Here is a 15,356-nt window from a genome sequence, read left to right as displayed (position 1 = left end):
TATGGATAACTACGATTTTGAAAGAATACCCCTATGGAATGGTGAGCAAAGCGATTTTGATATTCTTTCAGATGAAGTTAATGGCCGCATTCCTGTAACTCGGCTTGAAAGCTGGAAAAACTTTGCGGAGCTATTGGAAACAAGTTTCTTTAATCGCCCTAAGACTCAACTTATTTTTAGAGGTCATCGCCGCTACGATTGGGGGCTAATGCCAACACTGGCCAGAGTTCCTGAATCAGGAGTGATCGATCGAAAACTAGCTGATAGCCAGCTGGACTACTTCAAACGCGCAGTTAGGGGAAGACTTGCCGATAATGCCTTGGTATCAGAGGGTGAAGAAGATGAGTTATGGTCAGTTGGGCAGCACCATGGCCTAATGACGCCACTATTGGATTGGACATATTCACCCTACGTGGCACTGTTCTTCGCCTTCTCTAAAGAAGACTCAGAGGAAGAGAAAGAAAACCCCTATCGAGCGATTTATGTATTAAATAAGACTTTTGTAGCTGATGATGATCTTTGTCCTGATGTAAGGATGTTTGAACCTCGTAAAGATGATCATGGGCGCTTAGTTAACCAGGCAGGCTTGTTCACCTTTTCGCCGTACGACTCGACAATTGAAAACAAGCTTATTGACACGCTAGCTGACGAAAACTTCCCTGACGATGAGTTAAGAAATGCAACTTTGAGCGTAGACACCGCCGGAGAAGTACAAGAAGAGCAACAAGCCGGGATATTGGCGAAATATATCTGCAAAATCTATATAAAAAATGAAGATCGTGAAGGATGTATGCGCTACCTCCGGCGTATGAACGTACACCATGCGAGTTTATTTCCTGATTTGATAGGTGCGTCAGAATATTGCAATTTATTAGTTGCTGAAGAGCGCAGAGAATATGAATTTGAATTATCCGCGAAAAGAGTTGTAGAGAAAACCAGCCAAGTAGAAAGTGAGCCCGCTCAAGCACCCATTCAGTATGAAACTAATAATAGCGAAGTCCTAAAATTTGCTCGCGCACTCTCTAAGTATGCAAACACACAAGTTGAGCCTGGAAGAATACAGTTCATTGCTGAGCACCTATCTAAAGAATTGAAACCACTACTGGTTATCGACTGGAAACAACGCGATCCGGCCATTGCCAAGATCCGGTCTGCCATTCGAATTAATTTAAGGAAGTATGGGTATCCAGCAGATAGTCGCGATTCGGCGCTTAACGAGCTTATTGAGAGCTTAATGACAGAAGAGAATATTGCTGAGACTGAAATTGCGGAGGCTAGCAAGGAAGCAGCGGAATGAATATATCAGAAGACCAACTAGAACAACTCTGCTTAGAATGGTTTAACGCCCTAGGCTACAACTATACCCGCGGCTACGATATCGCCCCCGACGGCGATACACCGGAGCGCAGCGACTACCGTCAGATTATCCTGCACGAACGCCTGCTGAGCCAGTTGGAAGTTATCAATCCCCAGGTACCGCTATCCACCCTTGAGCGAGTCACCCAGCAGATCGTCACACCAGAAACGCCCATCCTGATCAAAAACAACAAACAGTTTCACCAGTGGTTGCAGGAAGGGGTCAAGGTCGAGTTTAAGGATAACAACGGCGAAGTAGTAACCGACTATGTAAAGCTGGTGGACTTCGCAAACACCGAGCGCAACGAATTTCTGGTGGTGAACCAGTACACCATTATGGGTACCAAGGGAAGTCGCCGCCCGGACCTAATCGTATTTATCAATGGCTTGCCGCTGGCAGTGATTGAGTTAAAAAATCCCGCCGACAACAGCGCCGATATCTGGTCCGCCTACCAGCAGCTGCAAACTTACAAAGAAGAAATCCCCGACCTGTTTATTTTTAACCAGGCGCTGGTCATCAGCGATGGCCTCAATGCCCGCGTCGGCTCCCTCACCGCCAGCAAAGAGCGGTTTTTGCCCTGGCGGGTGGTCAATAACGAGCACGACAAACCGCACTTTGAGTATTTCTTAGAAACCCTGGTAAAAGGCTTCTTTAAGCCTGAACTGTTGTTGGACTATATCCGCCACTTTGTCCTGTTTGAGCAAGACGGCGATCAAATCGTTAAAAAGATCGCCGGCTATCACCAGTTCCACGCGGTGCGCCAAGCGGTGAAAGCGACCGTGATTGCCGCCGAGCGCTCCAGCGCGGTGACCGAGCCACGAGCGAACTATGCCAATAAAGTAATACCCGGTTCCGGCAAGGCCGGGGTGGTTTGGCACACCCAGGGCTCCGGCAAGTCCATCTCCATGGTGTGTTACGCCGGCAAGTTGCTGGCACAGCCCGCCATGAATAATCCCACTATCGTAGTTGTCACCGACCGCAACGATCTGGATGGCCAGCTGTACAACACCTTCTGTATGGCCGCCGATGCCCTCAAGCAGACCCCGGTACAGGCCGGCGACAGAGACGAGCTGCGCCAGATACTCGCCGCGCGCCAATCCGGCGGTATCGTGTTTACCACGGTGCAAAAATTTGCCCTACTCGGCGAGGAAACCAGCCACCCGGTATTGAGCCGCCGCCACAATATCGTCGTGGTCAGCGACGAGGCCCACCGCAGCCAGTATGGCGACAAGGCCAAGTTCAACGCCAAAAAGGGCACTTACACCTTCGGCTATTCCAAGCATATGCGCGATGCCCTGCCGGCGGCCTCGTTTATCGGCTTTACCGGTACCCCGGTCGACTCGGCCGATAAAGATACCCGCGCGGTATTTGGTGAGTATGTCTCCATCTACGATATTCAGGATGCGGTAGACGATGGCGCCACGGTGCCCATCTATTATGAATCGCGCCTGGCCAAACTGGATATCCACGCGGCCGATATCGAGGCGCTGAATGAGAATGTCGAGGAGGTTATTGAGGACGAAGAAGATGTGGCCGAGCGGGAGAAAACCAAATCCCACTGGGCCACGCTGGAAAAACTCGTCGGCAGCCAGCCCCGGGTGGAGCAGGTGGCCAAAGACCTAATCCAGCATTTCGACAGCCGCAGCGCCTCCATGCCCGGCAAGGCCATGATCGTGGCGATGAGCCGCGAGATCTGTGTCGACCTCTACGATGCCATAGTCGCTATCAAGCCGGAGTGGCACCACCTAGACACCGACAAAGGCGCGATCAAAATTGTGATGACCGGTTCGGCGTCGGACAAAGCCAAGTTGCAGCCGCATATCTACAACAAGGAAACCAAGAAAGCATTTGAAAAGCGCTTTAAGGATGTGAACGATCCATTACAGCTGGTGATTGTGCGGGATATGTGGCTGACCGGCTTCGATGCCCCCATTTGCCACACCATGTATATCGACAAACCCATGAAGGGCCACAACCTGATGCAGGCCATTGCGCGGGTTAACCGGGTGTTTAAAGACAAGCCCGGCGGCTTGGTGGTGGACTACATCGGCATTGCCAACGAGCTGAAGCAGGCACTCAAGACCTATACCGGCGCTAACGGTAAGGGCAAGCCCACCCACGACGCCAATGAAGCCTACGCCATTCTGCTGGAAAAGCTCGGCGTACTGCACGATATGATGCACGGCTTTGATTACAGCCAGTATGAGACCCAGGCCCTGCAACTGTTGCCAGGCGCCATGAACCATATTCTCAGCCTGAAAAACCCCGGCAGCGGCGAACTGGATGGCAAACGGCGCTTTCTCGATGTGATGGCCGCGCTCAGCAAGGCCTACACCCTGTGCAGCACCCTGGAGGACGCCGCGCCCTACAAGAAAGAGATCGCCTTCTGGGGTGCGGTGAAAAACGCCATCACCAAGTTCACCACCATCGACAAGCGCCGCACCGATGAGGAAAAGAACTCCGCGCTCAAGCAGATTATCGACAATGCCATCGTCGCCGACGGTGTGGATGATATCTTCAGCATGGTGGGTCTGGACCGGCCGAATATCGGCTTGCTGTCCCCTGAGTTTATGGAAGACGTCGCCAATCTTAAGGAAAAAAACCTAGCGGTTGAGCTGCTCGAACGGCTACTGCGCGACGAAGTAAAAGCGCGCATGAAAACCGATGTGGTGTCGGAGAAAAAATACTCCGACCGCATTATGGAAGCCCTGCGCAACTACCACAATCGCGCCATCGAAACCGCCCAGGTTATCGAAGAGCTGATCCAGATGGCCAAGGACATGGCGGAAGATGCGCAGATGGCGGAAGACTCCGGCCTGAATACCGACGAAATCGCCTTCTACCGCGCTTTGATCCAAAACCAGTCGGCGGTAAAAGAGCTGGGGGATAACAATCTGCGCGAACTGGCCAAATACGTTACCCAGCAGCTGCGCAAATCCACCACCGTGGACTGGCAGGTGCGCGATAGCGTGCGCGCCAAACTGCGCAACCTGGTGCGCCGCGCACTGCGCAAATGGAAATACCCACCGGATGGGGCGGATGAGGCAGTGCAGCTGTGCTTGCAGCAGGCGGAGACATTGAGTCATAGCTGGAGTGCTTAGGTGCTATAGGAAGCCTCTGGCTTACAGAGCGGTCACAACCAAGGCGCGGTTGAAATGCAGGGTGGCAGAACGGAATAAGCTCGTTCACCACCTTACCTTGCTACCTGCATTCAGCAGAACATGCCCCGAAAGCTATGCAACTCTGGGCGAGAAATTGGGCAGGTAGCGGGGAAAGACTGTGCAAGTGTCCTATTCCGATAGGAAAAACCTATTGAGTAATTCCTTCACGGGAGCCGAGGAGCTCGCCCTTGCCGTAATTATGATAAATATTAATTAACAATTTGATGCCAGCTATTTATTGCTGATTCCTTTTACTAATCAACCCCCACAACGTAGGGGTAACGATAATCCTAACTCATATCAAGTTAGCAACCTATTTTAGGTAAATTAAATCCAGAGCTGCCTGGCAACTCACAAAATAAGCTCCAATTAAATTCCTGTTAATAAATAAGAAAACTAAAGGCAATATTGACGTTTTCTTGCAGCCATTCACTCACTTTAGAATTTAAAATATAAACCTACTCACAGCCCCAACAGCCCATTACAATTCACAGCTTTACTGTTTTGATTTAAGTGTAATAACAATGAGTGAAGCCCCCCGCAACCTTCTATATCAGGAAACCTTAGCTGTACGCTGGGGTGATATGGACGCCTTAGGACATATCAACAACGCCACCTACTTCACCTACTTTGAGCAGTGCCGCTGCAGCTGGTTAGCGGCTATTAAACGCTCCGGCGCGGTAAGCAGTAACCAAGGGGATGGCCCGGTACTACTCAATGCTTCGGCCAATTTCCATTTACCGCTGGTATTTCCAGCCAACATTACTGTTAGTATGTATGGCGGCACTCCCGGGCGCAGCAGCTTCAATAGCTACTACGAAATTAGAGAAGCAGATAATACCGACAACCTTTACACCACAGGTGAAGCTAAAATCGTCTGGGTGGACCACAGAACCGGAAAATCGATTCCCGTGCCGGATGATATTCGAGCACTGCTTCCAAATAATTAAGATAGAAAGCCCTCATCGGCGAGGGCTCTTATTGCCTTCTCAGATATTTTGTAAAAATTTCTTTCATCCTGACTTAAAATAACCATCTGGCCTTCAGAATTATCCATTTTCCCCTCCCCTGCTATTCTGAAATTCAACCATGACTTTACCAGTGCCGGATGACTTAAATGAAAGAAAATTTTGATTTAGAGCGTTTTATTAAAGCGCAAGAACACTCTTATGAAGATGCACTTTTAGAGTTAAAGAATGGAAAAAAGCGATCTCATTGGATGTGGTACATATTTCCACAAGTTGTCGGCCTTGGGCACAGCTCCATGGCTCAAAAATATGGAATCAAGAATCTGGAGGAAGCAAAGGCCTATTTAGCCCAACCCACGCTTGGGCAGAGGCTGAAATCCTGCTGTCACGCCCTACTCGACATCCATGATCGCAGCGCTCATGACATTTTCGGATCTCCAGATGATATGAAACTAAAATCCTCCATGACCTTATTTTCGCTTGCTGAAAAGGAGGAAAGCCTATTTAAGGACGTACTTGATAGGTACTATAACGGCAAGAGTGATGCTCACACCCTGGAGCTACTCGGTTTGAACTAATAGATGTCGAGTACGCAAACACTATGTAAAAATCACTTTTTAATAGAAAAGTTAGAGTGCGGAGTTTGCTGCCATTCGTAGAGATTAAAAGATCAGAAGCCCACTTTAAGTGCCAAACATATTTATTAATGATTTATATTTCATATTTAAATCTAGACTCATTCTCAGGTTATCAACTTCCAGTCAGCTTAATTAAGCTGAACATAAATCTAAGTGGGATCACTAATGGCAATCTGTATTTCGACGCGGCGTGCAAAATCCTATATTTTTTTGATTTTTGGAATAGGTATATCAATACCATCCATCAGTTTGGCTGTTGATTGTTATGACGAAATCACGTCAACAGTGACACTCACTGGGCACTTGAATTGTGAGTTGAGCGAAGACGAACCTATCGCACTCACTATCATCGGCCCAGGCGGAAGCCTTTCTATGAATGGCTTTGAACTGAATTGTACTTATAACCCAGCCGATCAAGATGAATGGGCCGGTGTCCGTATGGAGGGAACTTCCGGCTCAATTCACGGTGGCAGTATAAATAGCTGCCCCGATGGCATCCATGCAGTAGGATCGGGCTCTCACAGTATTTTCGATATGGAGATTACAGATTTCGAAGATGATGGCGTACTGGCCGAGAGCGATTTCAATAACATCTATGAAAATCTGATTATCGGTCAGGGGTTGGCCATTATTGGTGATGGAGTAGACGCAAATGGTGATTACACCAACATCGTTCACAATACTATCGAAGGCGCTGGAGATGAGGGTGTCGAAATTGACGGTGAATATGTAAACGTCAGTTACAACCATATTAGTGGAAGCGGTCAGGATGGTGTTGAGGTTGATGGGGATTACGCCTCAATCATAGGAAACACCCTGACTAATAACGGCAGTGATGGGATTGAGCTGGAGGAGCAGTTTGCCTTGGTTACACAAAATCACGTATCAGACAATGTAGATGATGGTATTGAGTTTCTGGGTGGATCAGGCAACTATGTTATTCAAAACACTGTAACAAATAATGGTGCAGGATCACTTGACCCAGCTGGTATAGTTGTTAGCAGGGTAGATAGTATCAATAACTTTATTATTGGGAATTTTGCATTTGATAATTTTGGTGATGATTTAAGGGATGACTTTGATCCGGACTGCACCGGATCAAACGTTTGGCAGGGGAATTTCTTCGGTAAAGCATCACCAACCTGTTTAAAATAAGAGCCCCTTTCATACTAAGCAGCAGGTAAATTTTTTGCCTGCTGCTTTGTAATCTCCAATCCCTTCACACCTGAATAAATCCCCCCCATTTAAAGAGGTATCTCAAGCCACCTGAGTAGTCACTTCCTCCAGGTTATCGCTACCCAAAAGCTTATCCATAACCAGGCAGGCAGTCAGGTCACCAGTGACATTCACCGCAGTCCGGCACATATCCAGAATCCTATCCACACCAATAATCAACGCAATCCCCTCTGGAGGTACGCCAATCCCAGCGAGGATAGTCGCGAGAATAACAATGCCCACACCCGGCGTACTGGGCGAGCCGATGGAGGCACCTACGGTAGTTACAGTCAGCCCCACCAATTGGGCAGTGCTGAGGTCAATTCCGTATACCTGGGTCAGGAATACTGCCGCTATCACCTGATAGAGTGCGGTACCGTCCATATTCACTGTAGCGCCCAGCGGCACAATAAATTTAGCGATTGAGGGTTTCACTCCAAGGGAGCTCTCCGCAGTTCGCATAGATAACGGCATCACTGCCGCAGAACTGGAAGTGGAAAATGCGAGAAGTTGTACACCGCTAATACGCTGAAGGAATCTCAGCGGTCCGGCCGGGGAAACCAGAGAGACAATTACCAGGTAAAACATCAATAGGATCAGCAACCCTAGAATTACCGTGCCAACATAGACCGACATCCCAAGAATTGCGGTCAAGCCAACACGAATGGCGATATCCGCCAATAAACCAAATACGGCAAGGGGCGCAAATAACATGGCCCAGCCGACTATCTTCAGGGCAATCTCCTGGACGATACCAAAGGCGTAAACTGCCGTCTCACGCTGCTTCTGTGGCAGCAACATCACAGCCACGCCAGTAAAGATGGCGTAGACCACCAGCTGCAACATATTACGCATGGCAATGCTTTGGTTCAGGTTGGCTGGTATCAGCTCGGCAATGCGCTCGGGCAGGGGTTTTGGTTCCAGTAACTGAGGAGCAGTAGTTCCGGGTAGTTCGGTTGCTGCAGTGAGCAACGATTCATCAATATAGTTTCCAGGTTGAATCAACTGGACCAATAGAATGCCGATAATAACGGCAACTGTGGTTGTGGCAATAAAATAGGGCGCAATGCGTAAACCCACCCGCTTTAGCTGGCTCACATTGCCGCTACCACAAAGCCCGAGGATGATAGATGAAACAATCAGGGGAATAACCACCATCTGAATCATATTCAGGAATAGTGCGCCGGGCAGCTTGAACCAGCTGGCCAACACTACACTGAGATCCTGATTCACCAGGGCTGCACCTTCCGGGGAAAGCAGTAGGCCCACCCCCAATCCCAGAACCATAGCTACCAAGATCTGCATCCACAGGCGCTTTCGAACCAGCAAGCCGAGGGATTCAACCATTCTTATCAGGTAAATATTGGTGCTGTGATGCATAAATTGAGTACCGGTTTCCAAGTGGTTCATCATCAGTGGAAGAAAAAGGAGGATTATGCCCCTGACCTGGCTCGATACCTTTGGGTCAGATCAAGCCCTGAGGAGAAAGTAGCGTATCTTTACGGGCGATGGTATTTCCATTGAAGGAGGGTAGGAAGTAAAAGTTTCAGGTTTATAAGCTGCCCGATTTTGGTGCAGCATTTCAAACATTCATAGTAATTTTTGATGTTGAGTTCTATTCAGGTTTCTGTAGTTTTGAGGCCCTGCTGCCGGAAAAATTGCACTGGCTCTGGTTTTTGCCCAGCGCACAGCCCCTCTCTCCCTTTAGGCAGTGCAGGATATCGTTTTCCGCTGCGAGATTGACGTGATAGTGATATCCAAGATTGGCAAACTCGTGGCCACGGCATTCATCCAGATCTTTTGGCTCCCTGCCATCGGTATTTTCCCTTGCATAAATCAGGTAGCCATCTATCGCGATGCCGATTATTGGTGCATGGCTCGCTGCCGACGGATCGGCCTGACTACAACCGAGCGCTGCGTGGTAGTGGTAGCCCACATGGGGATTAACATGCCCACCACAGGCATCTACAGGCGCCAAGGTATGCGCTCCTAAAATCGCGCCTACCGGGGCACTGATATCAAATTTAACCCCATTGAATGCCACTCCGTAACCGGAGTGGTCATTCGAACTTTGCGGGGATTTTGCTGTAAGTGGCTTTATGGGAATCAGGTAGGTCATATAGAAATTATCACCCAAATAGCTGGCCAGACACTCCACGCAATAATTATTAAACTCCGGAGCTACATCCGGCCTTGCTGCCAGCTCACAGGCCCTCTTGGTATCAGTCACCTTTACCCGCCCGGTCTTCTCGTTATACAAAACCCATTTGGGATCGGAGAAAAACTCAGCGGCATTTTTTACGAAGGGGCCGTCGGTGGCGACAACCTGCTGCTTGATGAACATCATGCCACTTGCCGTGATCGGATCTCGAATTGTTCTGGGGCACCAGGGACCCATATGGTGACGAGGTGCGGCTTTCAACTTAAGCTGCCAGCAGCGAGATTTGCTACCCTCCGACAAAGTACAATCCACTGCACGGATATCTTCCACCAGTGCTTCCCGGTTAAAGAGGGCGGGGAGGTCTATATTTGCGGCGAAGTCGGTGTGGGCTCCATCGCTATGGGCAGAGACTAAGACGCTATGGAAAGCCAAGTACAATATCCCAATTCTCATGATCCCCACCCCCGGGTAATTGCCAACCCCAGTGTAGCAAGTGATCTCACATTGGCCGGGCCGGTATTAAGACCCTCGGGCGGCACTATTTCACGGCGGCTTACGGTGTAAATTGCCCGGCTAACAGTTGCCTTACCCACTTGTGTAATGGGTCCTGCCCACTGCGAGTGTGCCAGGCGGCGACCACATCAAAGCCAGGTGGCTGCTCACTAATCGGTAAGGTATGCAGGCGCGGATCAGGTAACAGGCGAGACGGCAGAAAAGCGACTGTATTTGTGGAGGCGATACATTCAGCTGCGGCGGCAAAGGAGGGAACCGACAACACAACATTACGCTTTAAACCAAACTGCTCAAACCAGCTATCCACCATGCCACGCAAGTCACCACGAGAAGGCGACACAACCAGTTGGGGAATCTCTGCCAGCTTGTCCAAGCCCAAGGGTTCTCGACTTTCCAGTTGCACCCCTGTATGCCGGCAACACACGCATACGTAATGTTCACGATACAACAACATACTGGGGCAGCTATCCGGCACAAAACCCGGTGTGCTGAACACCAGATCCACCTCACCGGTTTGCAACTGCTGGGCCATACGGTCAATTTCAAGCTTTAGCACCACCACTTTGAGGCCCGGTGCCTGCTCACGCAGCTGCTTAAGCAGGGCCGGCAACACCACTCGCTGCTCAAAGTCGGTGGCGCTGATAGTGAAGATCCCGTGATGCTCCGCAGGGGCGAATTCATCGCCGCGCAATAGAGCCGCGATATCATTAAGGATACTATCCAGCTTGGGCGCCAAGCGCTCGGCTAAGGGCGTTGGAATAACACCATTGCTGGTTCTAATGAACAGCCGGTCATCAAATAGCTCCCGCAGACGCTTCAGCTGTTCGCTAACTGTCTGCTGGCTAACCCCTAGCTGATCTGCCACCCGCGACAGGTTCAACTCCCGCAAAATAGCCTGCAATAAGCGCAACTGTTTCAGTTCCAGCCTGCCCAGGCGATCAATACCATGATTTCTGCTCAAACCTGTATCACTCACAACTGTTACTTGATTTTCATTGTATCGAGCTGAACCTAGCATTGCCCATAAGACATGATTTATTTGCCATCAACCCTTTGGGAGGAAGCCACTATGCTGACCGCGACTCTGCACTCATCGCCGAGCCGGCTGCTCAAGGCGACAATCAATTACGCAAATACCGATAGTGAATTGGTATACGACCAGCGGCAGGCGGGGCCTGGTCCCACCCACCTGCTCGATCAAGTAAACCCACAGTCTATGTCGATTGAGGATGGCCGCACCCTGCAAGTTATGGGGGAAAAATTCAGCTTGGATATTCAGGGGTTTGAGCTGGTGAAGCCACAACTAACTATCGACCTGCACCAGTTTGACGATGCCCTGTTGGCTCTGGATGACCACGCTGCAGATAGAACAGCTCCAACTAAACGCGATGATTTAATCCGCCGAGAATGGTATCCGGCTATCGAAACCTGGATCGCAAAACGCCTGGGCGCAGCCCGTGTACTCACCTTCGACCACACCCTGCGGGCACAGCCCTCCGCAGAGGGACCCACCGAGCAGAGTCGCAGCCGCCGCTCTCCGGTGAAGACCGTGCACAATGATTATACGCCTTGGTCCGCAGACAGGCAGCTCCGGCAGACCCTGCCTGAACACGGATTAAATACGGCAGATTTCCCTCGCTATAAATTCATTAATTTATGGCTGCCATTACTGCGCACAGTGAAGGAATCACCTTTGGCAATGGCAGATTTACGCAGTGTAGGCGAGGCAGACTTCCACAAGATGCGCCTGATTTACCCTGAGCGGGAGGGGCAGATCTCGGTGATCAGCGCCAATCCGAAGCACCGCTGGATCTGGTTCAGTGATATGCAGCCGGGGGAGGGCCTGCTGCTGCGCGTATTCGATAGCGAACACCAGGGTCCCATCACCGGTGTGCCCCACACTGCATTTGATCTTCCTGATAGTTCCGGTGCCCCGCGCCGCACTAGTATTGAATTGCGCACCATCGCCTTATTTAACGATTGAGCACTGAGTTACGGGGTGAATAAAACACAACTCCGCAGCATTTATTTGAGACCAAGGTATGACCCAAACTCTATTTTCTATCGATCCCCTTACCGGTGAACAGGTTGGCAGTGTTGCAGTGAGCAACCGGGATTCCATTTCCAAGAAAGTTGCCAAAGCCAGGGAAGCCCAGATTGATTGGGCCAGTCAATCATTGCAGCAACGTGTACAGGCTCTGCAACATGCCTATGAAAAATTGCAGCCACTACAAAGTAACCTGGCACAACTTATCAGCCGTGAAATGGGTAAGGATACTCGACGTGCAAATTACGAAGCCGGCGGTGCTATTCAGGGTGGTATTTGGTTGGCGGAGGACGCCGGCAAAGCTTTAAGGGGACAATGCAACGGCGGCAGTGAAATCCAATACCGTCCGCTGGGTGTCGTGGCCGTAATTTCCCCATGGAATTACCCACTGGCCATGGCCAATAACCTGCTCGTACCCGCTTTGGTGGCCGGAAACAGTGTAATACTCAAGCCGTCAGAGGAGTCTCCTCTGGTAGCAGATCTCCTGGTAAAAACCCTGAATGAAACTCTGCCCGAGGGCATCCTGCAAATTGCTCATGGAGACAGGCACACCGGTGAAGCCTTGGTACAGTCGGATATTAATATGATCGCCTTCACCGGCTCACGGACAACCGGCCAGCAAATTATGACTAATGCCGCTCCTGCGCTGAAACGCCTGGTGATGGAGCTCGGCGGTAACGACCCCATGATCGTATTGGCCAGTGCCGATATTCAAAAAGCCGCCCAATTTGCGGTGGCCTCCAGCTTCGAGAATGCAGGCCAGATGTGCACTTCCACAGAGCGTATTTATGTGGATGCGAGTATTGCCGATCAATTCGAAAAAGCAGTGACTTCCATCGCGCGGCAATATCACACAGGGGGCTGGCAGGACCTACAAGCCGATATTGGCCCTCTGGTCAACCAGCGCCAACACCAAAAAGTGGTTGATCATATTCAGGATGCTTTAAAAAAAGGCGCAACGCTGCTGCTTGGAGAAAAAGCACCAAAACCACCCTTTATTCCCCCCACGGTGATTAGCGGAATACAACCGGGTATGCAGCTGGAGGATGAAGAAACCTTCGGTCCGGTAGTTGCAATCGACCGCTTCAACAATGTGGAGGACGCCATCCAAAGAGCAAACGATTCAGTCTATGGGCTCGGAGCTGTGGTTTTTGGCGGCGCAGATGCTGTACAAGTAAGTAACCGACTGCAAGCCGGCATGATCGGGATTAATCAAGGCGCTGGAGGCACACCCTGGGTCGGAGCAAAGCAAAGTGGTTTCGGTTACCACGGCGGTATCGACGGCCACCGCCAATTTGCCCAATTAACCGTTATTAATCTGTAAGAATATGTTGAGCGGAATTTGAAGTAATGAGCACAGTAACTTTAAAAAAGACACCGGCAGTGACACCGCAGGGTTTATCCAAACTACCGATTAAAGATTTTTATGTGATTGCCAGGGAACCAGGAGCGGAGCATCCATCCCTGCCCACCTGGGCTACCCATCTGGAAAATCCGGCGTCACTGTCAGAGCATATCCCTTCCAATATAGAAAGGCGCGATATCCCCGAAGTACCTGGTGCTTTTCAACTGCTGAATATATTCTCTGCTGAGGAGTGCCAGCGCCTGATTGAAATTACAGAAGCCGTTGGTTACTTGCCAGATGCCGCGGTATCTCTGCCCAGGGACGTTCGCCACAATGACAACCTGACCTGGGTTGTGGACGAGAGCACTGAGCGCCTTGTATGGCAGCGTGTACAAAATTTGATGCAAGACCCGGAAAGTTATTTTGGCGGGCGCAAACCAGTGGGACTAAATCAGCGATTTCGCTTTTATCGCTATGGGACTGGAGATTATTTTAAATTCCATACCGACGGTGCCTGGCCGGGCAGCAGAATTATTGATGGACAATTGGTCGCCAATGGCTACCCGGATTGCTTTAGCGAAATGACTTTCCTGGTGCTACTCAGCGAGGATTTCGATGGTGGAGCCACTCGCTTTAGAGTCAATGGGGATGATCCCCTCCACCAGCCTACAGGCAGTTCCATGAAAGACGTGGATGTACGCACTCCAGCAGGGTCCGTCCTCTGTTTTCCCCATGGAATGCACCCACTGCACAGGGTACATAGCTCAACACCTATAGAACGTGGGGTTAAATATATAATCCGTACAGATATATTATTTCACCAAGATGGTTAGTGTTACCAAACAACAGTGAACTAAGCCTGCCGTCGAATTTAGCAAATCTATTTACTTACAATTACAGGGTCACCTTTATATTCTGTTGATGTGGCCCGCGCTACCGGCCTAACTGTCAGCTGACAGTGATCGTACTCTATCTTAGGCTGCAAAAAATCAGTAAATTGATCGGTATGCGTACTGCCGCTCAGCCATTTGCTCACAAAACCTGAATCTTTTGGAGCAATCATTGGTAAAGATTTTTCATGATAGATTTTCGTCGCCGAATGGGCATCCAGGGTAATAATTGAGCAGCTTAAAGTGGAACCCCAGATTTTATACAGGCCACAGAAAAAATAGGGCTCGCCATAACTGAATTCCACCGGGTGCTTACCACATAAACTCTCCACCCAGGCAGTCGCAGGAATCAGGCAACGGGATTTTCGATACTCCGGGCGACTGTCCAGTTTTTTCCAATTGCTATTGATCGACCAGTATTTTTTATGGGGTTTCCAGCTACCCCCTTCCTTTTCCAGATACAAGTGCCAGATCGCATTTCCCACTTGGGGCTCACCATGCCTGCTAGTTACAATCGATACCTGTTGAGTGGGCCTGCGGCGACGACCAAATATCATACGCTCGGGATGCTCTACACCGTAGATATCGAGAAAGCGCTCCATTTCCGCCTGTCTATCTACATCAAAAATACTGCACATACCCTGCTTCCTATTCAGCTATTGATAGCTTTTCCCAGAATACCTCGCAAGCTACTCAAGGCTAGTTTCCACAGCCCACATTTATTGTAAGATCAAACATATTCTTGACGTAAATTAATACCAACGGCTACCGGAAAACAACGAACATATTTCTTACAGATTATAATGATGACCGCGTACATAGTTTTATTGTTACTAGTAGATCGGTAACAACAGAGCTAACGGACTCACCATCAAAAATATTGCCTTAGAACATACACCTAAAAGCTTTAAATAAAATTGTATATAGACAGCTTATATTAACAAGGAACGGCCAAGATAACTTATATCCAGAAAATAAGGTATCTACGAATATCTACTTACGAAATAGTTGTCTGTACACGAATCAACAACTGGATAAGTGCGTAATCCGACCAGGATGTC

General features: G+C 49.6%; 12 protein-coding genes. 8 read left to right on the top strand and 4 right to left on the bottom strand.

Translation table 11 applies throughout. The annotated features are described in order from the left end of the window. Position 1: 1 nt before the first annotated feature. The 5 genes from ACJJIP_RS21575 (at position 2) to ACJJIP_RS21555 (ending at position 7,279) form a co-directional block, all read left to right on the top strand. Positions 2-1,297: an FRG domain-containing protein gene (locus tag ACJJIP_RS21575; protein ID WP_444945959.1), complete on the top strand. Its 1,296-nt coding sequence runs from the start codon at positions 2-4 to the stop codon at positions 1,295-1,297. Continuing rightward, positions 1,294-4,458, top strand: coding sequence for a type I restriction endonuclease subunit R (locus ACJJIP_RS21570; RefSeq protein WP_444945958.1), 3,165 nt, complete (start codon positions 1,294-1,296; stop codon positions 4,456-4,458). The genes ACJJIP_RS21575 and ACJJIP_RS21570 overlap by 4 nt, the downstream gene beginning before the upstream one ends. A gap of 584 nt (positions 4,459-5,042) precedes the next feature. Further along, a complete protein-coding gene (locus ACJJIP_RS21565) occupies positions 5,043-5,468 on the top strand; it encodes an acyl-CoA thioesterase (RefSeq protein WP_444945957.1) in 426 nt (141 codons plus the stop codon). Positions 5,469-5,635: 167 nt separating this feature from the next. After that, positions 5,636-6,064, top strand: a complete 429-nt coding sequence (locus ACJJIP_RS21560; protein ID WP_020414059.1) for a DUF1810 domain-containing protein — start codon at positions 5,636-5,638, stop codon at positions 6,062-6,064. A gap of 225 nt (positions 6,065-6,289) precedes the next feature. Then, entirely contained in the window at positions 6,290-7,279 is a 990-nt protein-coding gene (locus ACJJIP_RS21555) for a right-handed parallel beta-helix repeat-containing protein (protein ID WP_444945956.1), read from the top strand. Positions 7,280-7,381: 102 nt separating this feature from the next. Here ACJJIP_RS21555 and ACJJIP_RS21550 read toward each other — a convergent pair whose 3' ends face one another. From ACJJIP_RS21550 to ACJJIP_RS21540, 3 genes are all read right to left on the bottom strand, one after another. After that, positions 7,382-8,719 carry a dicarboxylate/amino acid:cation symporter gene (locus tag ACJJIP_RS21550; protein WP_051089520.1) on the bottom strand — a complete coding sequence of 446 codons (1,338 nt, stop codon included), beginning with the start codon at positions 8,717-8,719 and terminating at the stop codon, positions 7,382-7,384. A 235-nt stretch (positions 8,720-8,954) separates the two neighbouring features. Next, positions 8,955-9,953, bottom strand: coding sequence for a YHYH protein (locus ACJJIP_RS21545; RefSeq protein ID WP_444945955.1), 999 nt, complete (start codon positions 9,951-9,953; stop codon positions 8,955-8,957). 100 nt (positions 9,954-10,053) lie between these two features. After that, positions 10,054-10,974 carry a LysR family transcriptional regulator gene (locus ACJJIP_RS21540; protein ID WP_353375908.1) on the bottom strand — a complete coding sequence of 307 codons (921 nt, stop codon included), beginning with the start codon at positions 10,972-10,974 and terminating at the stop codon, positions 10,054-10,056. A 108-nt stretch (positions 10,975-11,082) separates the two neighbouring features. Between ACJJIP_RS21540 and ACJJIP_RS21535 the strand changes: the two genes are divergently transcribed. Genes ACJJIP_RS21535 through ACJJIP_RS21525 form a run of 3 tightly spaced genes read left to right on the top strand, consistent with a single transcriptional unit; the run spans position 11,083 to position 14,238 of the window. Beyond that, positions 11,083-11,997 carry a CmcJ/NvfI family oxidoreductase gene (locus ACJJIP_RS21535; RefSeq protein WP_020414053.1) on the top strand — a complete coding sequence of 305 codons (915 nt, stop codon included), beginning with the start codon at positions 11,083-11,085 and terminating at the stop codon, positions 11,995-11,997. 58 nt (positions 11,998-12,055) lie between these two features. Continuing rightward, on the top strand, positions 12,056-13,384 hold the full coding sequence (locus ACJJIP_RS21530) for an aldehyde dehydrogenase family protein (RefSeq protein ID WP_444945954.1): 1,329 nt from the start codon (positions 12,056-12,058) through the stop codon (positions 13,382-13,384). 26 nt (positions 13,385-13,410) lie between these two features. Next, the gene (locus ACJJIP_RS21525) at positions 13,411-14,238 is read left to right on the top strand and encodes a prolyl hydroxylase family protein (protein WP_282952120.1); all 828 of its coding nucleotides are present in this window, start codon (positions 13,411-13,413) and stop codon (positions 14,236-14,238) included. 47 nt (positions 14,239-14,285) lie between these two features. On the opposite strand, the gene ACJJIP_RS21520 is transcribed toward ACJJIP_RS21525, so the two are convergent. After that, positions 14,286-14,933 (bottom strand): SOS response-associated peptidase family protein, encoded by a 648-nt coding sequence (locus tag ACJJIP_RS21520; RefSeq protein ID WP_444945953.1) that lies wholly within the window; start codon positions 14,931-14,933, stop codon positions 14,286-14,288. Positions 14,934-15,356 lie beyond the last annotated feature (423 nt).

Source organism: Microbulbifer variabilis, assembly GCF_052467165.1.
Note: the sequence above shows the minus strand (reverse complement) of the source record. Positions and strands in the feature narration are given on the sequence as shown.

What these genes read in the sequence shown, in the direction of transcription:
- ACJJIP_RS21555 (WP_444945956.1), top strand. Translation starts at nt 6,290, where the DNA reads ATGGCAATCTGTATTTCGACGCGGCGTGCAAAATCCTATATTTTTTTG.
- ACJJIP_RS21520 (WP_444945953.1), bottom strand. Translation starts at nt 14,933, where the DNA reads ATGTGCAGTATTTTTGATGTAGATAGACAGGCGGAAATGGAGCGCTTT.
- ACJJIP_RS21550 (WP_051089520.1), bottom strand. Translation starts at nt 8,719, where the DNA reads ATGCATCACAGCACCAATATTTACCTGATAAGAATGGTTGAATCCCTC.
- ACJJIP_RS21525 (WP_282952120.1), top strand. Translation starts at nt 13,411, where the DNA reads ATGAGCACAGTAACTTTAAAAAAGACACCGGCAGTGACACCGCAGGGT.
- ACJJIP_RS21560 (WP_020414059.1), top strand. Translation starts at nt 5,636, where the DNA reads ATGAAAGAAAATTTTGATTTAGAGCGTTTTATTAAAGCGCAAGAACAC.
- ACJJIP_RS21575 (WP_444945959.1), top strand. Translation starts at nt 2, where the DNA reads ATGGATAACTACGATTTTGAAAGAATACCCCTATGGAATGGTGAGCAA.
- ACJJIP_RS21545 (WP_444945955.1), bottom strand. Translation starts at nt 9,953, where the DNA reads ATGAGAATTGGGATATTGTACTTGGCTTTCCATAGCGTCTTAGTCTCT.
- ACJJIP_RS21530 (WP_444945954.1), top strand. Translation starts at nt 12,056, where the DNA reads ATGACCCAAACTCTATTTTCTATCGATCCCCTTACCGGTGAACAGGTT.
- ACJJIP_RS21570 (WP_444945958.1), top strand. Translation starts at nt 1,294, where the DNA reads ATGAATATATCAGAAGACCAACTAGAACAACTCTGCTTAGAATGGTTT.
- ACJJIP_RS21565 (WP_444945957.1), top strand. Translation starts at nt 5,043, where the DNA reads ATGAGTGAAGCCCCCCGCAACCTTCTATATCAGGAAACCTTAGCTGTA.
- ACJJIP_RS21535 (WP_020414053.1), top strand. Translation starts at nt 11,083, where the DNA reads ATGCTGACCGCGACTCTGCACTCATCGCCGAGCCGGCTGCTCAAGGCG.